The organism is Seonamhaeicola sp. (assembly GCF_028281565.1).
Classification (GTDB): Bacteria; Bacteroidota; Bacteroidia; order Flavobacteriales; family Flavobacteriaceae; genus Seonamhaeicola.
Genome location: NZ_JANQJQ010000025.1, coordinates 143,604 through 164,279, shown reverse-complemented (window position 1 = coordinate 164,279; position 20,676 = coordinate 143,604). Strand labels below are relative to the sequence as shown.

The 20,676-nt window shown below is 38.4% G+C and carries 17 protein-coding genes; 15 read left to right on the top strand and 2 right to left on the bottom strand.

All coding sequences use genetic code 11. The features are described 5' to 3' along the window. The 3 genes from Q0983_RS12700 to Q0983_RS12690 all read left to right on the top strand — a co-directional run. Window positions 1–514, top strand: a 514-nt coding sequence (locus Q0983_RS12700) for a hypothetical protein (RefSeq protein ID WP_299553779.1), incomplete at its 5' end; no start/stop codon positions are given. Window positions 515–535: 21 nt separating this feature from the next. Beyond that, window positions 536–2,896 carry a TonB-dependent receptor gene (locus Q0983_RS12695; protein WP_299553776.1) on the top strand — a complete coding sequence of 787 codons (2,361 nt, stop codon included), beginning with the start codon at window positions 536–538 and terminating at the stop codon, window positions 2,894–2,896. A gap of 17 nt (window positions 2,897–2,913) precedes the next feature. Continuing rightward, the gene (locus Q0983_RS12690) at window positions 2,914–4,083 is read left to right on the top strand and encodes an FAD-dependent oxidoreductase (protein WP_299553773.1); all 1,170 of its coding nucleotides are present in this window, start codon (window positions 2,914–2,916) and stop codon (window positions 4,081–4,083) included. Window positions 4,084–4,088: 5 nt separating this feature from the next. On the opposite strand, the gene dnaE is transcribed toward Q0983_RS12690, so the two are convergent. After that, window positions 4,089–8,474: a DNA polymerase III subunit alpha gene (gene dnaE, locus Q0983_RS12685; RefSeq protein ID WP_299553770.1), complete on the bottom strand. Its 4,386-nt coding sequence runs from the start codon at window positions 8,472–8,474 to the stop codon at window positions 4,089–4,091. A 160-nt stretch (window positions 8,475–8,634) separates the two neighbouring features. On the opposite strand from dnaE, the gene Q0983_RS12680 reads away from it, so the two are divergent. The 11 genes from Q0983_RS12680 to rimM all read left to right on the top strand — a co-directional run bounded on the left by Q0983_RS12680 (window position 8,635) and on the right by rimM (window position 18,955). Further along, complete coding sequence (locus Q0983_RS12680; RefSeq protein ID WP_299553767.1) at window positions 8,635–9,702, top strand: lactonase family protein; 1,068 nt, start codon at window positions 8,635–8,637, stop codon at window positions 9,700–9,702. A gap of 267 nt (window positions 9,703–9,969) precedes the next feature. Next, a complete protein-coding gene (locus tag Q0983_RS12675; protein WP_299553764.1) occupies window positions 9,970–11,013 on the top strand; it encodes a hypothetical protein in 1,044 nt (347 codons plus the stop codon). 140 nt (window positions 11,014–11,153) lie between these two features. After that, on the top strand, window positions 11,154–11,519 hold the full coding sequence (locus Q0983_RS12670; protein ID WP_299553761.1) for a hypothetical protein: 366 nt from the start codon (window positions 11,154–11,156) through the stop codon (window positions 11,517–11,519). Between the two features lie 10 nt (window positions 11,520–11,529). Further along, a complete protein-coding gene (locus Q0983_RS12665; RefSeq protein WP_299553759.1) occupies window positions 11,530–12,393 on the top strand; it encodes a DUF5777 family beta-barrel protein in 864 nt (287 codons plus the stop codon). 124 nt (window positions 12,394–12,517) lie between these two features. Then, the gene (locus tag Q0983_RS12660; protein WP_299553756.1) at window positions 12,518–13,498 is read left to right on the top strand and encodes a 4Fe-4S dicluster domain-containing protein; all 981 of its coding nucleotides are present in this window, start codon (window positions 12,518–12,520) and stop codon (window positions 13,496–13,498) included. A 16-nt stretch (window positions 13,499–13,514) separates the two neighbouring features. After that, entirely contained in the window at window positions 13,515–14,858 is a 1,344-nt protein-coding gene (gene nrfD, locus Q0983_RS12655; RefSeq protein WP_299553753.1) for an NrfD/PsrC family molybdoenzyme membrane anchor subunit, read from the top strand. Next, window positions 14,855–15,769 carry a hypothetical protein gene (locus Q0983_RS12650; RefSeq protein WP_299553750.1) on the top strand — a complete coding sequence of 305 codons (915 nt, stop codon included), beginning with the start codon at window positions 14,855–14,857 and terminating at the stop codon, window positions 15,767–15,769. Before nrfD ends, Q0983_RS12650 begins: the two co-directional genes overlap by 4 nt. 159 nt (window positions 15,770–15,928) lie before the next feature. Further along, entirely contained in the window at window positions 15,929–16,324 is a 396-nt protein-coding gene (locus tag Q0983_RS12645; RefSeq protein WP_299553747.1) for a cytochrome c, read from the top strand. A 70-nt stretch (window positions 16,325–16,394) separates the two neighbouring features. Then, complete coding sequence (locus Q0983_RS12640; protein WP_299553744.1) at window positions 16,395–17,609, top strand: hypothetical protein; 1,215 nt, start codon at window positions 16,395–16,397, stop codon at window positions 17,607–17,609. Between the two features lie 102 nt (window positions 17,610–17,711). Next, the gene (locus Q0983_RS12635) at window positions 17,712–18,230 is read left to right on the top strand and encodes a 30S ribosomal protein S16 (RefSeq protein WP_299553742.1); all 519 of its coding nucleotides are present in this window, start codon (window positions 17,712–17,714) and stop codon (window positions 18,228–18,230) included. Window positions 18,231–18,430: 200 nt separating this feature from the next. Beyond that, window positions 18,431–18,955, top strand: a complete 525-nt coding sequence (rimM, locus tag Q0983_RS12630) for a ribosome maturation factor RimM (RefSeq protein ID WP_299553739.1) — start codon at window positions 18,431–18,433, stop codon at window positions 18,953–18,955. A gap of 24 nt (window positions 18,956–18,979) precedes the next feature. Here rimM and Q0983_RS12625 read toward each other — a convergent pair whose 3' ends face one another. Next, on the bottom strand, window positions 18,980–19,429 hold the full coding sequence (locus Q0983_RS12625; protein ID WP_299553736.1) for a DUF2383 domain-containing protein: 450 nt from the start codon (window positions 19,427–19,429) through the stop codon (window positions 18,980–18,982). 136 nt (window positions 19,430–19,565) lie between these two features. On the opposite strand from Q0983_RS12625, the gene Q0983_RS12620 reads away from it, so the two are divergent. Then, window positions 19,566–20,282 carry a methyltransferase gene (locus Q0983_RS12620; RefSeq protein WP_299553733.1) on the top strand — a complete coding sequence of 239 codons (717 nt, stop codon included), beginning with the start codon at window positions 19,566–19,568 and terminating at the stop codon, window positions 20,280–20,282. The last annotated feature ends 394 nt before the right edge of the window (window positions 20,283–20,676 follow it).

Genomic DNA, 20,676 nt, shown 5'->3' with positions numbered 1-20,676 from the left:
TATAAAGGCAAGTTCTTTGTTAGCCGGACCTTATGATTATTTCACATTTGTTTCGGATATTCTAATAAACAAGGAAACAAGCTGGGATAATATGGATATTTACAACTGGAGTATTTATGCCTTGAATAAATTCACACCATCCTTAAGCCTTTCAAAGGAGACTATCTGGTCATACGCTGTTGAAAACCAAATACAAGCATTATCCATACCCTCTAATAAACCTAAAAAAATTTATCAGTCAGAAATTTTAGATCCGTTTAATCCCAGATATATAAAACTAATGCAATTAGTTGAAAACAATTCATTAATAAAGGGCTGGCAACCAACCGGACACCTGTTTTTTCATTCGGGAACGGACGATGCCATCGTACCCCACTATAATTCAACCAATGCGCACAAACAGTTTCAATTGGTTGGAGCCAATTCAAAACTTTATGAATATCTTGGAGGTGACCACTATACGCCACTTTATGAATACGTGACAACCACTTTAAACGACTTTAATAATTTATAATAAGAATCCCATTTCAAACCTATGAAGTATTTCAATAGCAACCATAAAATTATTATCATTCATTTGCTGATAAGTTTCTGGTGCTGCCCAACTTTATTCGCCCAAAATAATGTAAGTTTTAATCAGACTATCAGGGGAACCATCGTTGATGAGGACACACAGGCGCCCATTGTTGGTGCTAATGTTTTTATTAAAGATTCCAGCCCCATTTTGGGCACCATTTCCAATTTTGACGGGGACTTTAAAATTGGGAAGGTCCCTGTGGGCAGGCATACCATTGTGGTGTCTTATTTGGGATATGAAACCAAAGTACTTCCCAATCAGTTGGTAGGTTCGGGCAAGGAACTAATCCTTAACATCGGACTTGTTGAAGCTGTCACACAAATGGATGCCGTTATTATTTCCTCGGGCGGTAAAACAAAAGCAACCAATGAAATGGCCATTGTTAGTACCCAATCGTTTTCGGTGGAAGAGACCAAGCGGTTTGCGGCAGGTATTAGTGACCCAGCCCGTCTTGTGACTGCCTATGCAGCAGTTTCGGGAAATGGCGGAGACGATCAAAATGCTATTATCATACGAGGTAACTCACCACGAGGTCTTTTATGGCGATTAGAGGGTATGGAAATCCCTAATCCCAATCATTTTGCTTCCGAAGGCGCTTCGAGCGGCGGCGTAAGCATCCTTAGTGCCAACACTCTCTCAAAGTCCGATTTTTATACCGGGGCTTTCCCGGCACAATTAGGAAACGCCCTCTCGGGGGCCTTCGATTTAAAACTACGAAATGGGAACGACGAAAAAAGGGAATATACGTTTCAAGCCAGTTTATTGGGGGTAGAAGCGGCTATTGAGGGGCCTTTTAAAAAAAACTCAAACGCCTCTTACCTGGTAAATTATAGATATTCAACTTTATCCTTGTTCAATGACATTGGAATCAACATTGTAAGTGAGGAAAACGAGACCACCTACCAGGACGCTTCTTTTAAATTTATGCTGCCAACAAAAAAGACCGGCACCTTTTCTTTATATGGTATTGGTGGTTTGAGCGAAGATAAGTTTAAGCCAGAAAACAGCTCCTATTCAGAAACGCAAACCTCTAATATGGGGGTAATCGGGTTAAACCATGTTTATAATTTAACCCCTAAAAGCCTTTTAAAAAGCTCCGTTTCCTTATCGGGAACCTCCGTTGGTAATAAGGCCATTGAAACAGCTTCCAATTATCAATTTACAGAAGACAAAAAACGAAGTTTTCTTCGGATTGGTTCTGGGCTTAGATATAAGTTCAGTGCACGCCATATCCTAGAATCGGGACTTATTTATACGCACATGGGCTATAATTTTGTTGAAAGGGAAATGGATCCAGACAATAATCCGCCTTTGGATAATTTCGAGTTACTAAATGAAAAGGGGCATGCTGGAAGCTTACAGGGCTATAGTAGTTGGAAGTATCGAATAACCGATAAACTTTCTTTAGTGACCGGTTTACATGCCCTGTACTTTTCATTGAGCAAAAAACTGAATATTGAGCCCAGGTTTGCCCTAAAATGGCAATTTTCTCCAGAGGAGTCCATAGGCGTTGGATTCGGAATACACAGCCGTATTGAATCCTTAGAATTTTATCTGGGTAGATATACGGACGATACAGGTGTGATTTCGCAACCCAATAGGGCCTTGGATTTTACCAAGGCATGGCATTATGTATTAAGCTATGATAATGTTTTGAATGACAATTGGTATTTTAAAGCTGAAACGTATTTTCAACAACTCTACAATGTTCCTATTGGGACTAGTACAGACGATATTTTTTCTACGCTTCTTTTGGAGGACGACTATGTAATCCGCCCTCTGGTAAATAGCGGAACGGGAACAAATTATGGGCTAGAGTTAACCCTACAGCGGTTTTTTAACAAGGGTTTTTATCTGCTGGCAACGGGTTCTCTGTACGAAGCAAAATACAAGGCACGAGACAACCTAGAAAGAAATACGCCATTTGCTAGTAATTTTGCCACGAGCTTATTGTCGGGAAAAGAGTTTGCCATAGGCAAATCAAAACAGAACCTTTTAGGATTTAATTTTAGGGGTACATGGGGCGGAAATAGGCGGTTTATCCCTGTTGATTTGACAGCATCACAGAATGCGAATGCTGAAATCTTTGATTTAACCAGGGCCTATGAATCGCGTTTACCAGACTTTTGGAAACTAGATTTTCAAATAAGCTATCGCATCAACAAACCTGAAATCACGCATGAAATCAGAGTGGATATTTTAAATTTTACAAATCGTGAGAATATTGCATCACGAAGCTATAATGTGTTTACACAAAATATTGAATCAGACAGGCAAACCGGAATCATTCCAGCAATTGGCTATCGAATAGAATTTTAATTTTTTAATTTGAAGAGATGACGCGAAAAGAATTTGTTAAAATATGTGGTATCCTTGGTATTGGCTTACCACTGCAGTCTACAATGGGCTCCTGTAGCGATACTACCGATAGTGGTGGCGCTAACAATATAAAAAAGGTAATTATAATTGGTGCCGGACCGGCAGGTCTTACGTCCGCTTACCTCTTAAATCAACGCGGTATAGACGTTCAGGTTCTGGAGGCAAACGCCTATTACGGCGGGCGCACAAAACGGAACAAAACCTTTGCCGACTTCCCTATCCCTTTGGGTGCGGAATGGCTGCATGTGGAGCGCGGTATTTTAGATGAAATTGTGAACGATTCCAGTATCCGGGTAGAAACCAAGACCACACCCTATGACCACAGTACTGATTTTGGTCTATTTGAAGGTATGCAAGTTAGTCCGCGAGACGTTGGTTTTACCATTGATCAAAAATTTATCAATGGGTCTTGGCTAGATTTCTTTGAGCAGTATGTAGTGCCATCTATTGAAACAAAAATTGCCTATAATAAGGTGGTACAATCTGTAGATTATTCAGGTAACCAAGTGACCGTAAGTACGGCTACCGAAACCTTTCGGGCCGATAAGGTTATTGTCACCGTTCCCGTTAAAATGCTTCAGAATGGGGCCATAACCTTCACACCAGAATTACCCAGTGCTAAATTGGATGCTATAAAAAATGTGACTGTTTGGGATGGCTGCAAGGCATTTATTGCCTTTAAAGAAAAATTCTATCCTACCTTTATTGCCTATGACATTAGTCCGGCCTCGGCTGGACAGAAATTGTATTATGACGCTGCCTATGGGCAAAATACCATAGAACATATTTTGGGGTTATTTGCAGTGGGTACAGGCACACTGCCCTATGTGAATCTTTCGGATAGCCAGCTCATTGATTATATGCTAACAGAATTAGATGCCATTTTTGATGGGAAGGCCTCTGCCAATTACATAAAACATACGTTCCAAAACTGGAATAAAGAGCCGTACGCCAATGGTGCCTATGTACACGACGAAGAGAACTGGCGACTGTTCCGAAGCTTAGGCGAGTCTGTAGGCAACACCTTATACTTTGCCGGCGATGCCTATACCACAGGAGAAGACTGGAGCAGCGTTCATGCAGCGGCCCGATCTGCCAAAAGAGCGGTAAGTGAATTACTGGGATAGCGGTATCAATTCAGTTTGTAATGAATGTGCTGTTCTTCCAGTTCATTCAGTAATTCCTGGCACACTTTTACCTTTTGCTTTCTACTGGGCATATTGAGTTTTAGTTTCTCTTTTGTGTCGTAAACCACAAAATTCAAGGCCTGATTTCCGGGATGCATTCTTAGTAAATCCTGAATTTGTAGAATTTTGTCCTCTTTTAGATCGTTTATATCCAATTGCAGCGATAACTTCTTGGCGTATTGCTCCATAACATCGTGTAACAACTGAAAACTATTGAACTGCAATCGCGGATCACTTTTCTTGCCGGTATCTTTATTTACCCAGCCTTCGCGCACAAAAGTCTTTACAAACACAAAATTGTTGACCATTAAAAAGTGCCTGAATTTTAAATACTCCTCACCAAAGATCCTGAATTCATAACTATCAGTATAATCTTCAACAGTAAATAAGCCCCAACCTTTTCCCTGTTTACTGACTCTGTGCTGCACATCGGTCACAACCCCTCCAAAAACCAGTTCCCTGTTTACATAAGGTTCTAAAGTATTAAACATGCCTAAGTTAGCATTGCAGAAGGTATTCATTTCGGTTTTAAAATCATCTAACGGGTGTCCTGAAATGTAAATCCCTACGACTTCCCTTTCCTTAGCAAGTTTCTCCATGGTTCCCCATTCCTCACAAGGCGGTATATTAGGCTCTGCTATTTGAACATCACTGGATTCTCCAAACAAACTTACCTGGGCAGAATTTTCATTCTCCTTATGCTTTTGAGCATATTTAATAACCATTTCCAAAAAAGTCAGATCACTTTCCTTGTGAAAATATTGTGCCCGGTGTGTACTTTTAAAACAATCAAATCCTCCTGCCAGGGCTAAATTCTCAAAGGCTTTTTTGTTGGCTGCTCTCAGGTCTATACGTTTTGCCAGGTCAAAAATAGACTTATATGTCCCGTCCTTTTTCCGGTTCTCAACAATGGTCATAACCGCACCATGCCCTACACCTTTTATGGCTCCCATTCCAAAACGTACCGCGTTGTCTTTATTTACCGAGAATTTGTAATAACTTTCATTAACATCTGGGCCCAGTACATTTAATTTCATACGCTTACATTCTTCCATAAAGAAGGTAACCTGCTTAATATCGTTCATGTTATTAGACAGAACTGCCGCCATATATTCCGCCGGGTAATGCGCTTTTAAATAGGCCGTTTGGTAGGCTATCCAGGCATAGCAGGTAGAGTGTGATTTGTTGAACGCATAACTTGCAAAGGCTTCCCAGTCTTTCCAAACTTTTTCCAGAACTTTGGTATCGTGTCCATTGGAACTGGCCTGTTCAATAAATTTAGGCTTCATTTTTGCCAGAACCGCAATTTGTTTTTTACCCATAGCTTTACGCAGTACATCGGCTTCACCCTTGGTAAAATCCGCTAACTTTTGAGACAGCAACATCACCTGCTCCTGGTATACCGTAATACCGTAAGTTTCCTGGAGGTATTCTTCCATAGCCGGTAAATCGTACTCTATGTCTTCATCACCATGTTTACGCCTGACGAAACTTGGGATATATTCCATGGGGCCGGGACGGTACAAGGCATTCATGGCGATCAGGTCTTCAAATACTGTTGGTTTCAGATCCCGGAGGTGTTTTTGCATCCCGGGAGATTCGTATTGGAACACTCCAACGGTTTCTCCTCTCTGAAATAAGGCATAAGTTTCTTCATCATCCAACGGAAAATTTTCCGGATCTAACTGAATACCATGTTTGGCTTTTACGATCTTAACCGTGTCCTTTATAAGTGTCAGGGTTTTTAGTCCCAAGAAATCCATTTTAAGGAGGCCTGCGGATTCTACCACCGAGTTGTCAAACTGCGTGACATATAAATCGGAATCCTTAGCAGTTGATACCGGAACGAACTTGGTAATATCATCCGGGGTAATAATTACGCCACAAGCGTGTATTCCGGTATTACGAACCGATCCCTCAAGAGTTCTGGCCGTATTAACCGTTTCGGCTTCCAGGTCATCCCCTTCGGAAATGTTTAATAACTGATTGACCTTTTCTAATTCCTCAGCCCTGAATTTACCGGCCAAAGCTTTTTCGTCTAACCCGAATATCTTATTAAGTTTAGACATATTGGGTATTAACTTGGCTATTCTATCGGCATCAAATAATGGTAAATCAAGCACGCGGGCCGTATCGCGAATAGACGATTTAGCTGCCATGGTACCATAGGTAATAATTTGCGCCACCTGGTTAGCACCGTATTTTTCAATCACATAATCCATGACCCTGCTTCGGCCTTCGTCATCAAAATCGATATCAATATCGGGCATACTAATACGATCCGGATTCAAAAAACGCTCAAAAAGCAGATCGTACTTCATCGGGTCTATATTGGTAATCCACAGACAGTAGGCTACTACCGAACCGGCAGCTGAACCCCGACCGGGACCAACCGACACATCCATATTTCGGGCTTCGCGAATAAAGTCTTCAACAATTAAAAAGTATCCGGGATAACCTGTATTTTCAATAACGTTCAACTCAAAATCCAGGCGTTCCGTAATTTCCTCTGTTAAAGGTTCTCCATAACGTTTTTTAGCGCCTTCATAAGTTAAATGCCGTAAATAAGCATTTTCACCACGCTTACCACCATCGACCAGATCTTCATCATGCTTAAATTCATCCGGAATATCAAAAGCCGGTAACAAGACATCACGGGCCAGCTGAAACCCTTCAATTTTATCAACCAATTCCTGAATATTCAAGATGGCTTCCGGAACATCCCGAAACAACTGTTTCATTTCTTCAGAAGACTTAAAATAGTATTCCTGATTTGGTAGCCCATAGCGATAGCCTCGTCCCCGCCCAATAGGAGTAGCCTGTTTTTCTCCGTCTTTTACACACAGTAAAATATCATGTGCATTGGCGTCACTCTGCTTTTGATAATAAGTATTGTTAGTAGCTACTAATTTAACATCGTGCTTTCTCGCCAGTTTTATTAAAGTGGCATTGACCCGATTTTCATCTTCCTGGTTATGACGCATCAACTCGATGTACAGATCATCTCCAAACTCCTGCTTCCACCATAGCAAGGCTTCTTCGGCCTGATTTTCACCTATATTTAAAACCTTACTCGGCACCTCCCCATATAAATTTCCCGTTAAAACAATGATATCTTCCTTATACTGTTGAATGAGCTTTTTATCAATACGCGGCACATAATAAAACCCATCTACAAACGCATGCGACGATAATTTGGCTAAATTGTGATAACCATTTTTATTTTTCGCCAGCAATACAATTTGATATCCGTTATCTTTTCTGGAACGGTCCTGGTGGTTTTCACACACAAAAAACTCACAGCCTATAATGGGTTTTATAAGTTGCTTTTCTGAAGTTTCTCCGTTTGCTTCGGCTTCTTCAATACCGGCTTTTATATTACTGTTTTCTCTGTTAACAGCATTGATAAAATGAAAAGCCCCCATCATATTACCATGATCGGTAAGGGCCACAGCCGGCATGTTATGAGATGCGGCGGCGGCAACAATATCACTTATGCTCATAGTAGATTGCAATACCGAAAACTGGGAGTGGTTATGCAGGTGTACAAAATCAACATCAGCCAGATCAGAGACATTCTGTTCTATAGTATCTGCAGAAACAGCTTCTGTTTCTATCTTTTGGAGGCGTTCCCTGATCCTGGCACTTTCCCGTTTCAGGTTAATATGCTTTAAGCCTATCAGCTGAAAAGTAGCGGGGTTCTCTTCGGCAAACTTTTCAAAATAATCCTGGTCTACATCAAGTTGTTCTTTGGTGTATTCGCCCAAACGAACCAGCTCCAAAAAACAACGGGTGGTGGCTTCCACATCGGCTGTTGCATTATGAGCTTCAGCAAAAGGCACATTGAACAAATGTTGGTGTAACTCGGTAAGCGTTGGTAACTTGAATCGGCCACCCCGTCCCCCGGGAATCTGACATAAATTCGCGGTATGCTCAGTACAGGTATCCAAAACCGGAAGCTCTTGTAAAGGGTTTGCTATATCTCCCCGAACAAATTCGGCACCCATAATGTTGAGATCGAACTTGACATTCTGTCCAACTACAAACCTGGTCCTGCTAAGCGCCTCATTAAATTTTTCCAATACCTCAACCAAAGGCACCCCCTGTTCCTGAGCTAACTCTGTGGAAATACCATGGACTTTTTCAGCATCATACGGAATGTTAAACCCTTCCGGTTGCACCAGGTAATCCTGATGATCGATACAATGCCCCATAGCATCATGCAGCTGCCAAGCAATTTGAATGCATCGCGGCCAGTTATCAACATCGGTGATGGGCGCATCCCAGCGTTTTGGTAATCCGGTAGTTTCGGTATCAAAAATTAAATACATGAATGTGTTTAGATGTTTGTCGTAAAGACGTTTGAGAATTACAATCTATAGTTTATAAAAATACAAACAATAGTTTGTTTTAAGAATGAAACTTATAAACAGTTGTGAATAAAAAAATCCGTTGAAAAGCTTTATTTTTGAAATTAATCAAAATCATCATATGAAAATTAAATTACTTTTTTCCGGATTCATTTTTAGCATACTCAACTTTAGTTGCACCGCGCAAACCGTTCCATTATATATTGGCACCTATACCCAAGGCGATAGTGAAGGTATTTATAAACTCGATTTTAATACCAAAACCGGAGCATTAAGTAATTTAACTTTAGCCTTAAAAATTGATAATCCGTCATTTCTGAGTTATACGCCCGATAAAAAGACTATTTACGCCGTTGGTGAAGGTGCTGTTAGTGCTGTTAGTGCCCTGAAGGTTAATCAGGATGGTTCCTTAAAATTATTAAACACAGTTAGCAGCAACGGCAAAGGGCCCTGCCATGTTTCAGTAAATGAATCCGGTAATAAGGCCGTAGTTTCCAATTATGGTGGTGGTAATGTTTCTGTTTACAACCTTAATAATGATGGCAGTTTGAATGACGCTCAGCAAGTATTTGACCATAATACCGAAACTGAAAAAGCCAGAGCACATTCCGCCCAATTTTATAAAGACGATCTGTTTGTATCCGATTTAGGAAGAAATGCCATATATCAATATAAATTAGAAGATGCTACTTACAGTTTAAAATCCGAAGCAATTGTTAAAATGAAAGGTAACCCGGGGCCACGTCATTTTGCATTGACCAAAGACGGGCAATTCATTTATATTATTAACGAATATGGTGGTTCTGTTACTTCAGTTAAAAGAATCGGTAACGGATTCCAAACCATAGATGAAGATTCTACTCTAGATGAAAACTATACCGGCAACAACTCGTGTGCCGATATTCATTTATCTAAAGACGAACACTTTTTATACGGTTCCAACCGCGGCGAAAACTCTATTGCTGTTTTTAAGCGTAACACTAAAACCGGTACCCTTGATAAAATTCAAAACATAAGTGTTCATGGAAATTGGCCCAGGAACTTTACTTTAGACCCAACTGGAAAGTTCCTGCTTGTAGCCAACCAAAAAAGTCATAACATATCTGTTTTTAAAATCAACGTTGAGAGTGGCAAACTATCTTATTTACATGCCATAGAAGTACCTTCTCCGGTTTGTTTATTATTTTAATATTATTTTCTAACGAAAACGATTCTTTTTTAGCACAAAATTCAGCCAAAATAAACTCCTAATTATCCTCTTAATAGCTACCTGATTTTCCGGAAACATCAGTAACAAAAGGCTGTCCCAAATTAAGACATAAATATCCTATTTAACTCTCTGACCTACAACCTTTAAGAAGTGCATTTACATGATTTAAATCATGTTTTAAACAGGGGAATTTCCATACTTTCATTTATTATTTAAAACATTTTTTGAAATTTTAATATAGTAATTATGAAAACCTTTAAATTAATACGATACTTGATGGTAGTAGCATTAAGTATAACGTTAGCAAATTGTACGAGTGAGTATACCCCAATTCCAGGACAAGACGGGGTTGACGGGGTCGATGGAATTGACGGTATTGATGGAGAGGATGCTGCCACTGTAGCATGTATAGAATGCCATTCGAACACATATAGAGCACCTATAAATAGTTCGTATGACTTTTCAGGTCACCAAAATGGTTTTGCATGGACCTTTGCAAGTGTTAGAGGTGGCGACGACCCAACCAACCGATGCGCTCAATGTCATGGAGAACAGGGCTATTTAGATTACATTACACTAGGAGAATCGCATATAGACGGCTATGCAAATGCTTCTCCAATATCATGTACCACCTGTCATGATAAACACAGTTCCTTCGATTTTGAAAACGATGGGCACGACTTTGCCCTCAGAACTTTCGACCCTGTGACATTAGTTATTGACGGGACTACCACTCTGGATTTTGGAGGCACCAGTAATAATTGTATTACTTGTCACCAACCTAGAAGCAGTTACGATATTCCGGGATCAACAGGAGATTACGAAATTACAAGTAAACGGTTCGGACCTCACCATGGCCCGCAATCAACCATGCTTGAGGGTATCATGGGAGCCCATATTTCAGGTACCGAAGCTTATCCGGGTGTTGCATCTTCAACACATAGAACAGGAGCCTCCTGTGTATCTTGTCATATGGGACCATCTGAGGATCACTCACAAGGGCTGCACTCTTGGGTTCCAACAGAAAATGCGTGTACATCCTGTCATCAAAACGGTGTTCCTACCGAAATTGAAGGCTGGTCTACAGACATGGCAAGATTAGAAGCTTTGCTGGCAGCAAACAATATGTTTGATGTCGATGGTTATTATGTACCGGGTGTATACTCTGCCGAACTTGCGCAGGCCGCATGGAATTATAGAACGCTTTTAGAAGATAATAGTAGAGGTATCCACAACCCTGCTTACACCAGAGCATTACTTAAAAACTCCATTGAAGCATTAGAAAATTAATTACTAGATATTTTTAAAGTCCGGGAATTTTTCCCGGGCTTTAATCACCAATCTGGATAGTCAATTCTATTAAAACCTAATCCATATAACCTATAAGGATTATTTAAAAAATCCGGCGGTTATAATTAAAAAATAAAAAAATGAAAAAACTATTTAAAATTGTTCTAACGGGCAGTTTAGCATTGTTATGTTTTTCATGTTATTATGATGAATTTCTAGAGGAGGAAGAAATTATTATAGACCCTACCGAAACGGTTTCGTTTGCAGATGATATCATCCCTATATTTTTATCAGACAATTGCGCACAATGCCATAATGCTACTTTAGATCCCGATTTAAGGGCAGGCAATGAATATAGTGCTCTGGTTCCGGATTATGTTACCGCCAATAATGCCAATGGCAGTAAACTTTACACCAAACTGGCTCAGGACAACCACAGAGACCTTAATGCCACTTCGTTGGCGTTGATTAAAGAATGGATAAACAGAGGAGCTGAAAACAATTAATACATAAGACATGAAACATTATAAAATCATACTTTTTACTTTTCTGTTACTACCCTTAATGGTCCTGGCACAGGAAAAGAAAAAAGATTCCATAATAGACAAACCTGAAAGGCCGGCATTTGAGAGTGCCACGCTTATTGATAATGCCACCAATGTATTATTTAATAAAAATACTTTGGAAGTTATGATGCAACACAGGTTTGGTGAAATTAATGGAGGCGAGAATGACTTAGCAGGTTTTTGGGGAGCATCAAACATTAGAATAGCACTCTCTTATGCCATATTAGACAGATTAACTGTTGGTTTTGGAACCACTAAAGAAGGACGCCTTCAGGACTTTAACTGGAAAGCAGGTTTATTAAGTCAAACACGCTCAGACAGAATACCTGTTAGTGTAACATACTACGGTAACTACACCATTGATGCCAGAAAAAAAGACAAGTTTGCTGTAACACAACATCGCTATTCTTATTTTAATCAATTAATAATAGCCAGAAGATTTAGCCCTAATTTTTCTTTACAAATCGCACCAAGTGTATCACACTTTAACGGCGTAGATTCGTTTATGGAAAATGACCGATTCGCAATCGCATTAGGTGGTAGAGCTAAAGTCAGCTCACAAACGGCCATTTTATTCGACTACAGTCAACCTATAACCAGTTTTGGAACAGACCCGGATTTCCCGGATTTGAGTTACGATAATCCCGGGATAAGTTTAGGTGTTGAATTTGGAACTTCATCACACACGTTCCAAATATTTTTAACCAACTTAAGAGGTATTGTTCCTCAACAGAATTACATGAAGAATACTAACGATTTCTTTGATGGTGATTTCTTAATTGGATTTAATATTACTAGAAACTATAATTTTTAAAACAACAAGACTTTATACATAAACAGGCTATTGTAATTAGAAAATTACCTGTATAAAAATCATCAAAGGCTGAGGTTAATTTTCAACTAAATTAAATATTGAAATTTATTTAACTGGGTGTATTATGAAAAATAGTGAAGAGAACAAAGCAGGAACAAACAGGCGTAACTTTCTAAAATTAGGATTACTATCCGGAGTATCGGCCGTAGCCGGCCTATCGATAGCTTCTAATTCCGGACAGGAAGAAACTGCTTCTTCCGGTGAAAAAGTCAGGGTTCTTACACCGGATGGCAAAATGGTGGAGGTGGACGCTGAAAGCCTAAACAAATATCCTGAGGCTCATATTACCCCCGCTGAATCCAGAAAGGGTATTCCTAACAGGAAGTTTGTTATGGTCATTGATTTGGCCAAATGTAAAAATGCCAGAAATTGTGTTGAAAGCTGCCAAAAAGCTCACAAGCTTGATTACAACGAAGAGTTTATAAAAGTACAGCTTATTCAGGATAATGAAGAAGGCTCGCCCTATTGGTTCCCAAAACCATGCTTTCATTGTGACGAACCACCGTGTGTAACGGTTTGCCCAACAGGAGCCACTTTTAAGCGTGATGACGGTATTGTTTTAATTGATAACGACCGATGTATTGGCTGCAAATTCTGTATAACAAGTTGTCCGTATTCGGCACGCCAGTTTAATTGGGGCCATAAAGAAAAATTTGATGACAAATCACAACCATACTCGCCAGAAACAAGTGTGCCTGCCGCTGAGGGCACTGTTATGAAATGCGATTTTTGTCCTGATATGTTAAGGCAGGGAAAATTACCTCATTGCGCGCAATCCTGCCCCATGGGTGTTATTTATTTTGGCGATAAGAATGAAGATATTGTTACCAACGGAGAAGAAACTGTTCGCTTTTCAGATTTAATTAAAGACAGAGGTGGCTACAGACATTTAGAACATTTAGGCACCAAACCAAATGTGTACTACTTGCCTGCAGTAGACAGACAATTCCCGTTAGAACGCGGATTTAATGTTGATGAAGACATCATTGAACGCTACAAAGACGTTCCTTACGTTCAGGAATTAAAAAAGAAAGGTGACATTTAACTTAAAGGGCTTCATTATGGATTTAGAAATTAGAAAAAGAGAATTAGTCAAAGAGTTTTCTCCCTTGCTAAAAAAGTCAACCAAAACATCAAAAATTTGGATTGGTTTCTTAATAGCTGTGATTTTAGTGGGATTGGCCGCCTTTATAATTCAGGCTGTAAAAGGCCATGAAGTTACCGGAATGAGAGACAATGTGGTTTGGGGAATTTACATCATCAATTTTATTTTCTTTGTTTGCCTAAGTTATTCCGGTGCCTTTATTTCAGGCATTTTACATTTTTTTAAAACGCCCTGGAAAAATTCGGTCATGCGAATTGTTGAAATTATAACAGTACTTTCATTAATTATTGGTCCTATTTTTATTTTGCTCTGTATTGGCCGGTTAGATAGACTTCATTATTTATTCATTTACCCAAGGATTCAATCACCTATTACCTGGGACATTATAGCTATTATAACCGATTTAATAGGATGCTTCATCTACCTATACCTAACGTTCATACCCGATTTTGCAATCCTTAGAGATAATAGCAAAAAAGCTCCGGCCTGGCGGCAAAAGCTCTATAGGAAATTAGCCATAGGCTATTATGACACGCCAACACAACGTGAAAAACTGCATAAAATAACAAGAACCATGTCGGCCATGATCATTGCCCTGGCAATCATTGCCTACTCTGTTTTAGCCTGGATCTTCAGCTTAACCCTTCAACCCGGTTGGAACAGCTCTATATTTGCACCGTATTTTATTGTTGCGGGTTTATACTCAGGCGTTGGGGTTATTATTATTGCCATGTATCTTATTCGTAAATTCTACCATTTAGAGCATTATATCAGAAAAATACACTTTGTAGGAGCCGGGGTTATTTTATTGGTAATCTCTTTGCTATTCGGGTATTTTACATTCAGCGAATATTTTTCTAGGTGGTTTAGTCATAAGACTCACGACATCAATTTACTGGATACTCTTTTCAACAGGTATTTCTGGATGTTTATTTTTGCCAACTACATCGGTGTTTTAGTGCCTATTGTTATTCTATTCTTTAAAAAGCTCAGAACCATAAAATCTATAACATTTGCGGCTCTGATTGCTGTTTTAGGATTATGGTTTAACAGATACCTTATTGTGGTTCCTACTTTAGAAACCCCTTATTTACCCATACAGGACTCAAGACCCGAATTCATTCACTATTCTGCTACATGGATTGAATGGGCGCTTAGTTTTGCTGGCGTAGCCGCCTTTATATTGTTCTTTATTTTATTGATGCGATTGGTTCCTATCATTCCTATGTCAGGCATTATTGACCATGAAAGAGAACAACAGAAAAACCCAAAAAGTTTAACTCAAAATCAGAAACAATGAAAACCACTTTTTATAAATATTCTGTATTTGCTTTAATCATTGGGTTATTGTTAAGCACAAGGAGTTTTTCACAGGAGGCCACAGTTGACGATTATAGAATGTTGTTTTATTTCAGCACTATCAAACAATCGGATAATTCCAGGACACTTGAAGCGCGTTTTATAGCCAGAAATAAAAAGGACCGAAAGGACAAGATCCCTGTATTTGGTGCCGAAATAAAATTCTATAATGTTTTTAATGACCAGGAATTACTTTTAGGCAAATCAAAAACCAATAATGAAGGGACTGCGCGAATAACACTCCCTGAAAATCAAGAGTATTTGACCGATGAAGAAGGTTACATCAACTTAAAAGCTTATTTTGCAGGAACTGATGCTATAGATGAACAGGAAGAAATTATAAGTGTTAAAAATTTACATCTGGAATTAGACCTGAAAGAAATTGACAGTATAAAAACAGTGCTTGTTAATGCTTTTGTCATGGATAGTTTAGGCACTAAACTAAATATAGAAGAATCTGATATTATAATATCTGTAAACGGAATGCTTTCAAAAATGCCAATAGAAGAAGGCTCTATTGAAGACGGCACGTTTGAATTTGAAATGCCAACAGATATTCCGGGTGATGTTAATGGTAATCTTACTGTTTATGCCATTATTGAAGACCATGATGAATTTGGAAATGTGATCACGGAAAAAATGGTGAATTGGGGCGTTTTCAACAAACAGGACGAAGTAAAAAGTAATACGCTTTGGTCCGAAGCAGCACCCATCTGGATGTATATTGTATTAACTGTGTTGTTGGTTGGTGTTTGGGCAAATTATGCCTATACCATTAAAAATTTATTCTCTATTAAAAAAGAGGGCAAATTATTGGAAACAAGCACCGAAGAACAACAAGCAACTATATAAACGCGGTATAATTTTTGAAATTACCTTAATATATAAACTAAAAAAGAATCGAAACATGAAACCGACATGTTTAAATTAATTATTAAAAACACAACGAAATGATTATTTTAAACATCCAAGGTTACATCTGATCATTGAAAAACATTAAAAATTAAAAAGATGAAAACAATTAAAGCACTAGTAGTTATAGGACTCATTTCTTTTGCGTTTTACGCTTTCACTCCTGTTCAAGACGTATGGAAAGTGCCTGCCAAGTACGAGAAAATGAAAAACCCAACTGATCCTTCAGTAGATCTTGCCATAGGCAAAACACTTTACAACAAGCATTGTAAATCTTGTCATGGAAAAACCGGATTAGGCGATGGCCCCAAAGCCGATGAAGTTGACGGAGATCTTGGAGATTTCTCAACGGCAGAATTCCAAAGTCAATCCGATGGCGCTGTTTTTTATAAAAGCTACATAGGAAGAGATGATATGCCCAATTACGAAAAGAAAATTCCGGATGAAGAAGACGTATGGTTAATAGTGAATTACATTAGAACTATGGGCGAATAATTATATACAATATTTTTAAAAGAACACCATAGTTTGGGATATCTTCATATTTAAACTATAAGTATTTGTTATGCAAATGTCACTGAAACATATAAGCATTTCACATGAAACCGCTTCAATTGTTCAAAGAGAAAATTTTCATGTGTCTGACGAGGAAAAAAGCACCCTGGTAAATTCTGTTTGTGACCGGTTTGACGATATAAAAGGATTGCTAATATTATCAACCTGTAACAGAACTGAGATTTATTTTGAATCCGGCAAAACATCTGCTGCAATGATCCGGGACTTTTTCATTAAATACAAAGCTCAGTGCATCAGGCATAACAAGGCGCTTTTTAATTATAGCAACAATACAAAACATACCGTAAGACATCTTTTAACCGTATCTTCCGGATTAAGGTCTTTAGTGTTAGGTGATGCCGAAATAATTCATCAAATAAAGAAAGCATATCAATTTTCAATGAAAATTAAAATGCAAGGTTCGTTATTGGAGCGCGCTTTACAATCGGCGTTTAAAATTCACAAGCGCATTAGTAACGAAACTAATTTTAGAGACGGCACTACTTCAGTGGCCTATAAAACTCTAAATTTCATTAAAAACACTAATGGTGACAGGGCCTTTATTAGATCAAAAAAGATATTACTAATCGGTGCCGGTGCTATTATTCATCAAATTTTTAAATACAATACCAAGTTCAAATTCTCTAATCTTTACATTAGTAACAGAACTGAAAAAAAAGCTGTGGCTATGGCCCGCCAATATCAATGTGAATTATATCCCTGGAAAAAGGTAATTGCAAATGATTTTCAGGATTTCGACATTATCATCAGCGCAGCCAATAATTGCCACCATCTTATTACGAGTATCAACGCAAATAAAGAAAGGCTTTTGATTGATTTAGCCATACCGAGCAACATTGATAAAGCACTTTCAAATAGTAAGCATATTACGCATCTGGATTTAGATACTATTTCTATTGAATTGGAAAACACCAGAAAAAGGCGCCTTACATCCATAAATCAGGTTAAAAATATCACGGCTCAGGAGTTTTCAATATTTGTTGAATGGTATAAAAAAATACCTTCAAGGTTACTGTTATCCGAATACAAATCCACTGTTATAGCCAAAGTCAGAAGGCATTTTAAAAACACTTCGGAAGCTACCAATAATGATAAAGTTCTAGCAATAGCCAACCAAATTATGAGGAAATTTGCAGCGGATAAAAATTCAGAAAAATCATTAACTGGCTTAAATAAGATGATTTCCAGGGAAATGGCCTGTTAGTTCTCCAATATTTATCTATCATTTACTTTAAATTAATCAAAAAATAGTATATTTGCGCCCTCATTAATAACCGAGGTCGGGAACCTCAAATAATTAATTATTATGCCAGTAAAGATCAGATTACAAAGACACGGTAAAAAAGGAAAACCTTTTTACTGGATTGTTGCCGCAGATTCGCGTGCAAAAAGAGATGGTAGATACTTAGAAAAATTAGGTGTTTACAATCCAAATACCAACCCTGCAACTGTTGACTTAAATGTTGACGGTGCTGTAAAGTGGTTACAAAATGGTGCACAACCTACTGATACTGCCAAAGCATTATTATCTTACAAGGGTGCTTTATTAAAGAATCATTTAGCAGGTGGTGTTAAAAAAGGTGCTTTAACTGAAGAGCAGGCTGAAGGGAAATTCAATGCCTGGTTAGAAGAAAAAGCTGCTAAAATTCAAGCTAAAGCCGACGGATTATCTAAAGCGGATGCTAAAGCTAAAGCGGATGCGCTTGCTGCTGAAAAAGCTGTTAACGAAGCAAGAGTTGCTGCTGCAGCTCCTGTAGTTGAAGAAGCTGAAGAGGCTACTGAAGAAGTTGCTGCTGAAGCCGAAGCTACAAACGAAGAAGAATAAAAAAATTAATTTTTTATACTTTTAAACTCCGATAGTTACTATCGGAGTTTTTTATGCAAAAAGGTTACTTTTTGTGTCATGCTGAATTTATTTCAGCATCTCATAACATATCTTAACTATTGTGAGATCCTGAAACCAGTTCAGGATGACAAACAAAATAGATTCCCGCCTTCGCGGGAATGACAAAAATGACGCTCTCAATGAAAAAAGACGATTGTTTTTACCTAGGCAAGATTGTAAAAAAGTACAGTTTTAAAGGGGAAGTTCTGGCAAAACTCGACACCGATCAACCGGAGCTTTACGAACATTTGGATGCTATTTTTATAGACCTGAGAAACAACCTGATCCCCTTTTTTGTTGAACGTTCCCAATTACATAAATCGGATTTACTTCGCATTAAATTTGAAGATGTGGATAGCGAGCATGATGCTGACAGCCTTATAAAAACCGATCTGTATCTACCTTTGGAATTACTACCTAAATTAGAAGGCAACAAATTCTATTTTCACGAGGTTATCGGGTTTTCTATTGAAGATAAAAACTATGGTAAAGTAGGTACTATAACGGCCATCAATGATTCAACAGCGCAAGCTTTATTTGAAATTGACAAAAACGGCACGGAAATACTCATCCCAATGAACGATGCTTTTATTGTTAAAGTTGACAGGGCTAATAAAACAATTTTGGTTGAAACACCTGAGGGTTTGATCGATCTGTATTTGTAGCAAGTTTAAATTGTGAATACAGGGCTAAGGAATCACAATTTCATTTTCTCTTTCCATGACGTATAGCCTTGCCTGAATATTGTCGCGCTGTTTAAGTAACAATCTGCATAGCTTTAAGGGCAAATTCATTTGCGTCAATAACTCGTCATATTTGTTAAGGCTTAACAATTCCATGTCATATACCTTTCTGAGAAACTCGGTATCGTTTTCAATTTTGAGAAAGTTCCTGAAATTTAATCTCACCACATGGGCCCTTCTTTTTTCAGCAAGATTTCCGCCTTTTGCTTCCAGCTTATTTAATTCACCTTTTAACAACCTAACAAACTCAGCACGTTCTTGGCTTCTTTCATTAGAAAAGGTTTTGTAATTTGTATTTGTTACCTTATTACTTGCTTTATTATAAGCATTCTCAACTTCTTCGTTTAATATCAGCAAGTCATTTAACTTCTCAAGAATATATTCAATTTGTTTCACAACCCTACCAGTTTTTTCGTAAACAATATACGTTATTATAACGCCTTTAGGGCTCTTAAAAATACAAAGTTTTAACAAAATTTTGTTAACAAGTAGAATTAATTGCTTACTATTGCCCTGCTCTTAAAACAGATACATGTCTCAAAAACCTTTCCTTTTCAAGCAATTCGCCGTTAATCAGGATCGAAGTGCCATGAAAATTGGAACAGATGGTGTTTTAATAGGTGCCTGGGCTTCCATTGAAAGGAATCCGTTCTCTGTTTTAGATATTGGTGCAGGCACCGGTATTATTGCTTTAATGCTGGCACAACGCAGTCGCACGGAACTTATTGATGCCATAGAAATTGATGCTAATGCCTATGAGCAATGTGTGGATAACTTTGAGCAATCGCCCTGGGGGGATCGTCTTTTTTGTTACCATGCGTCGCTGGAAGAATTTGCAGAGGAGATTGATGATACCTACGATTTGATCATTTCCAATCCGCCGTTTTATTCCGAAACTTATAAGACCGATAATAACTCCAGGGACCTAGCCAGGTTTCAGGACGCCATGCCTTTTGATCATTTGATAGAAAGTACTGCTAAATTACTTTCAAAAGAGGGCTGTTTTTGTGTTGTGATCCCATTTAAAGAAGAAACGGCTTTTATAGAATTGGCTGTTAAATTCAACCTTCATCCCAATAAAATACTGCGCATAAAAGGCACCCCTGCTTCAGGCATTAAACGAAGCCTTGTAGAATTATCTTTCCGCAAAAGCGAAATCCAAATGGATACATTAATTATTGAAACGGAAAGACATCAGTATACACAAGACTACATTAATCTTACCAAGGATTTTTATCTAAAAATGTAACCCGGAAAATTCCAAAATCCAAATTCCAACTGGTTTCTCACAAAGGCGCAAAGACACCAAGCTGTCATAAATCCCAAATTCTAAATCTCGACTTCCGCCTTCGGTCTTCGGTCTTCCGTCAGGACTCTTGATTCCATACACTTTATTCTGTCCTTTTAAATCATAGCTATAAGCTGTTGATAATATGCTTCGATACTTCGACTAAACTCAGCACAGGCAGGCTCAGCATGACACAGAAAAGTAAATTTTAAATTTCAAAACGTAGAGTTGTAACTGCTTACTGAATACTTCGACTGCCTATTGAATTCTCTCGCAAAGGCGCAAAGACACCAAGCTGTCATAAATACCAAATTCCAAATCTCAACTTCCGTCTTCGGTCTTCGGTCTTGATTCT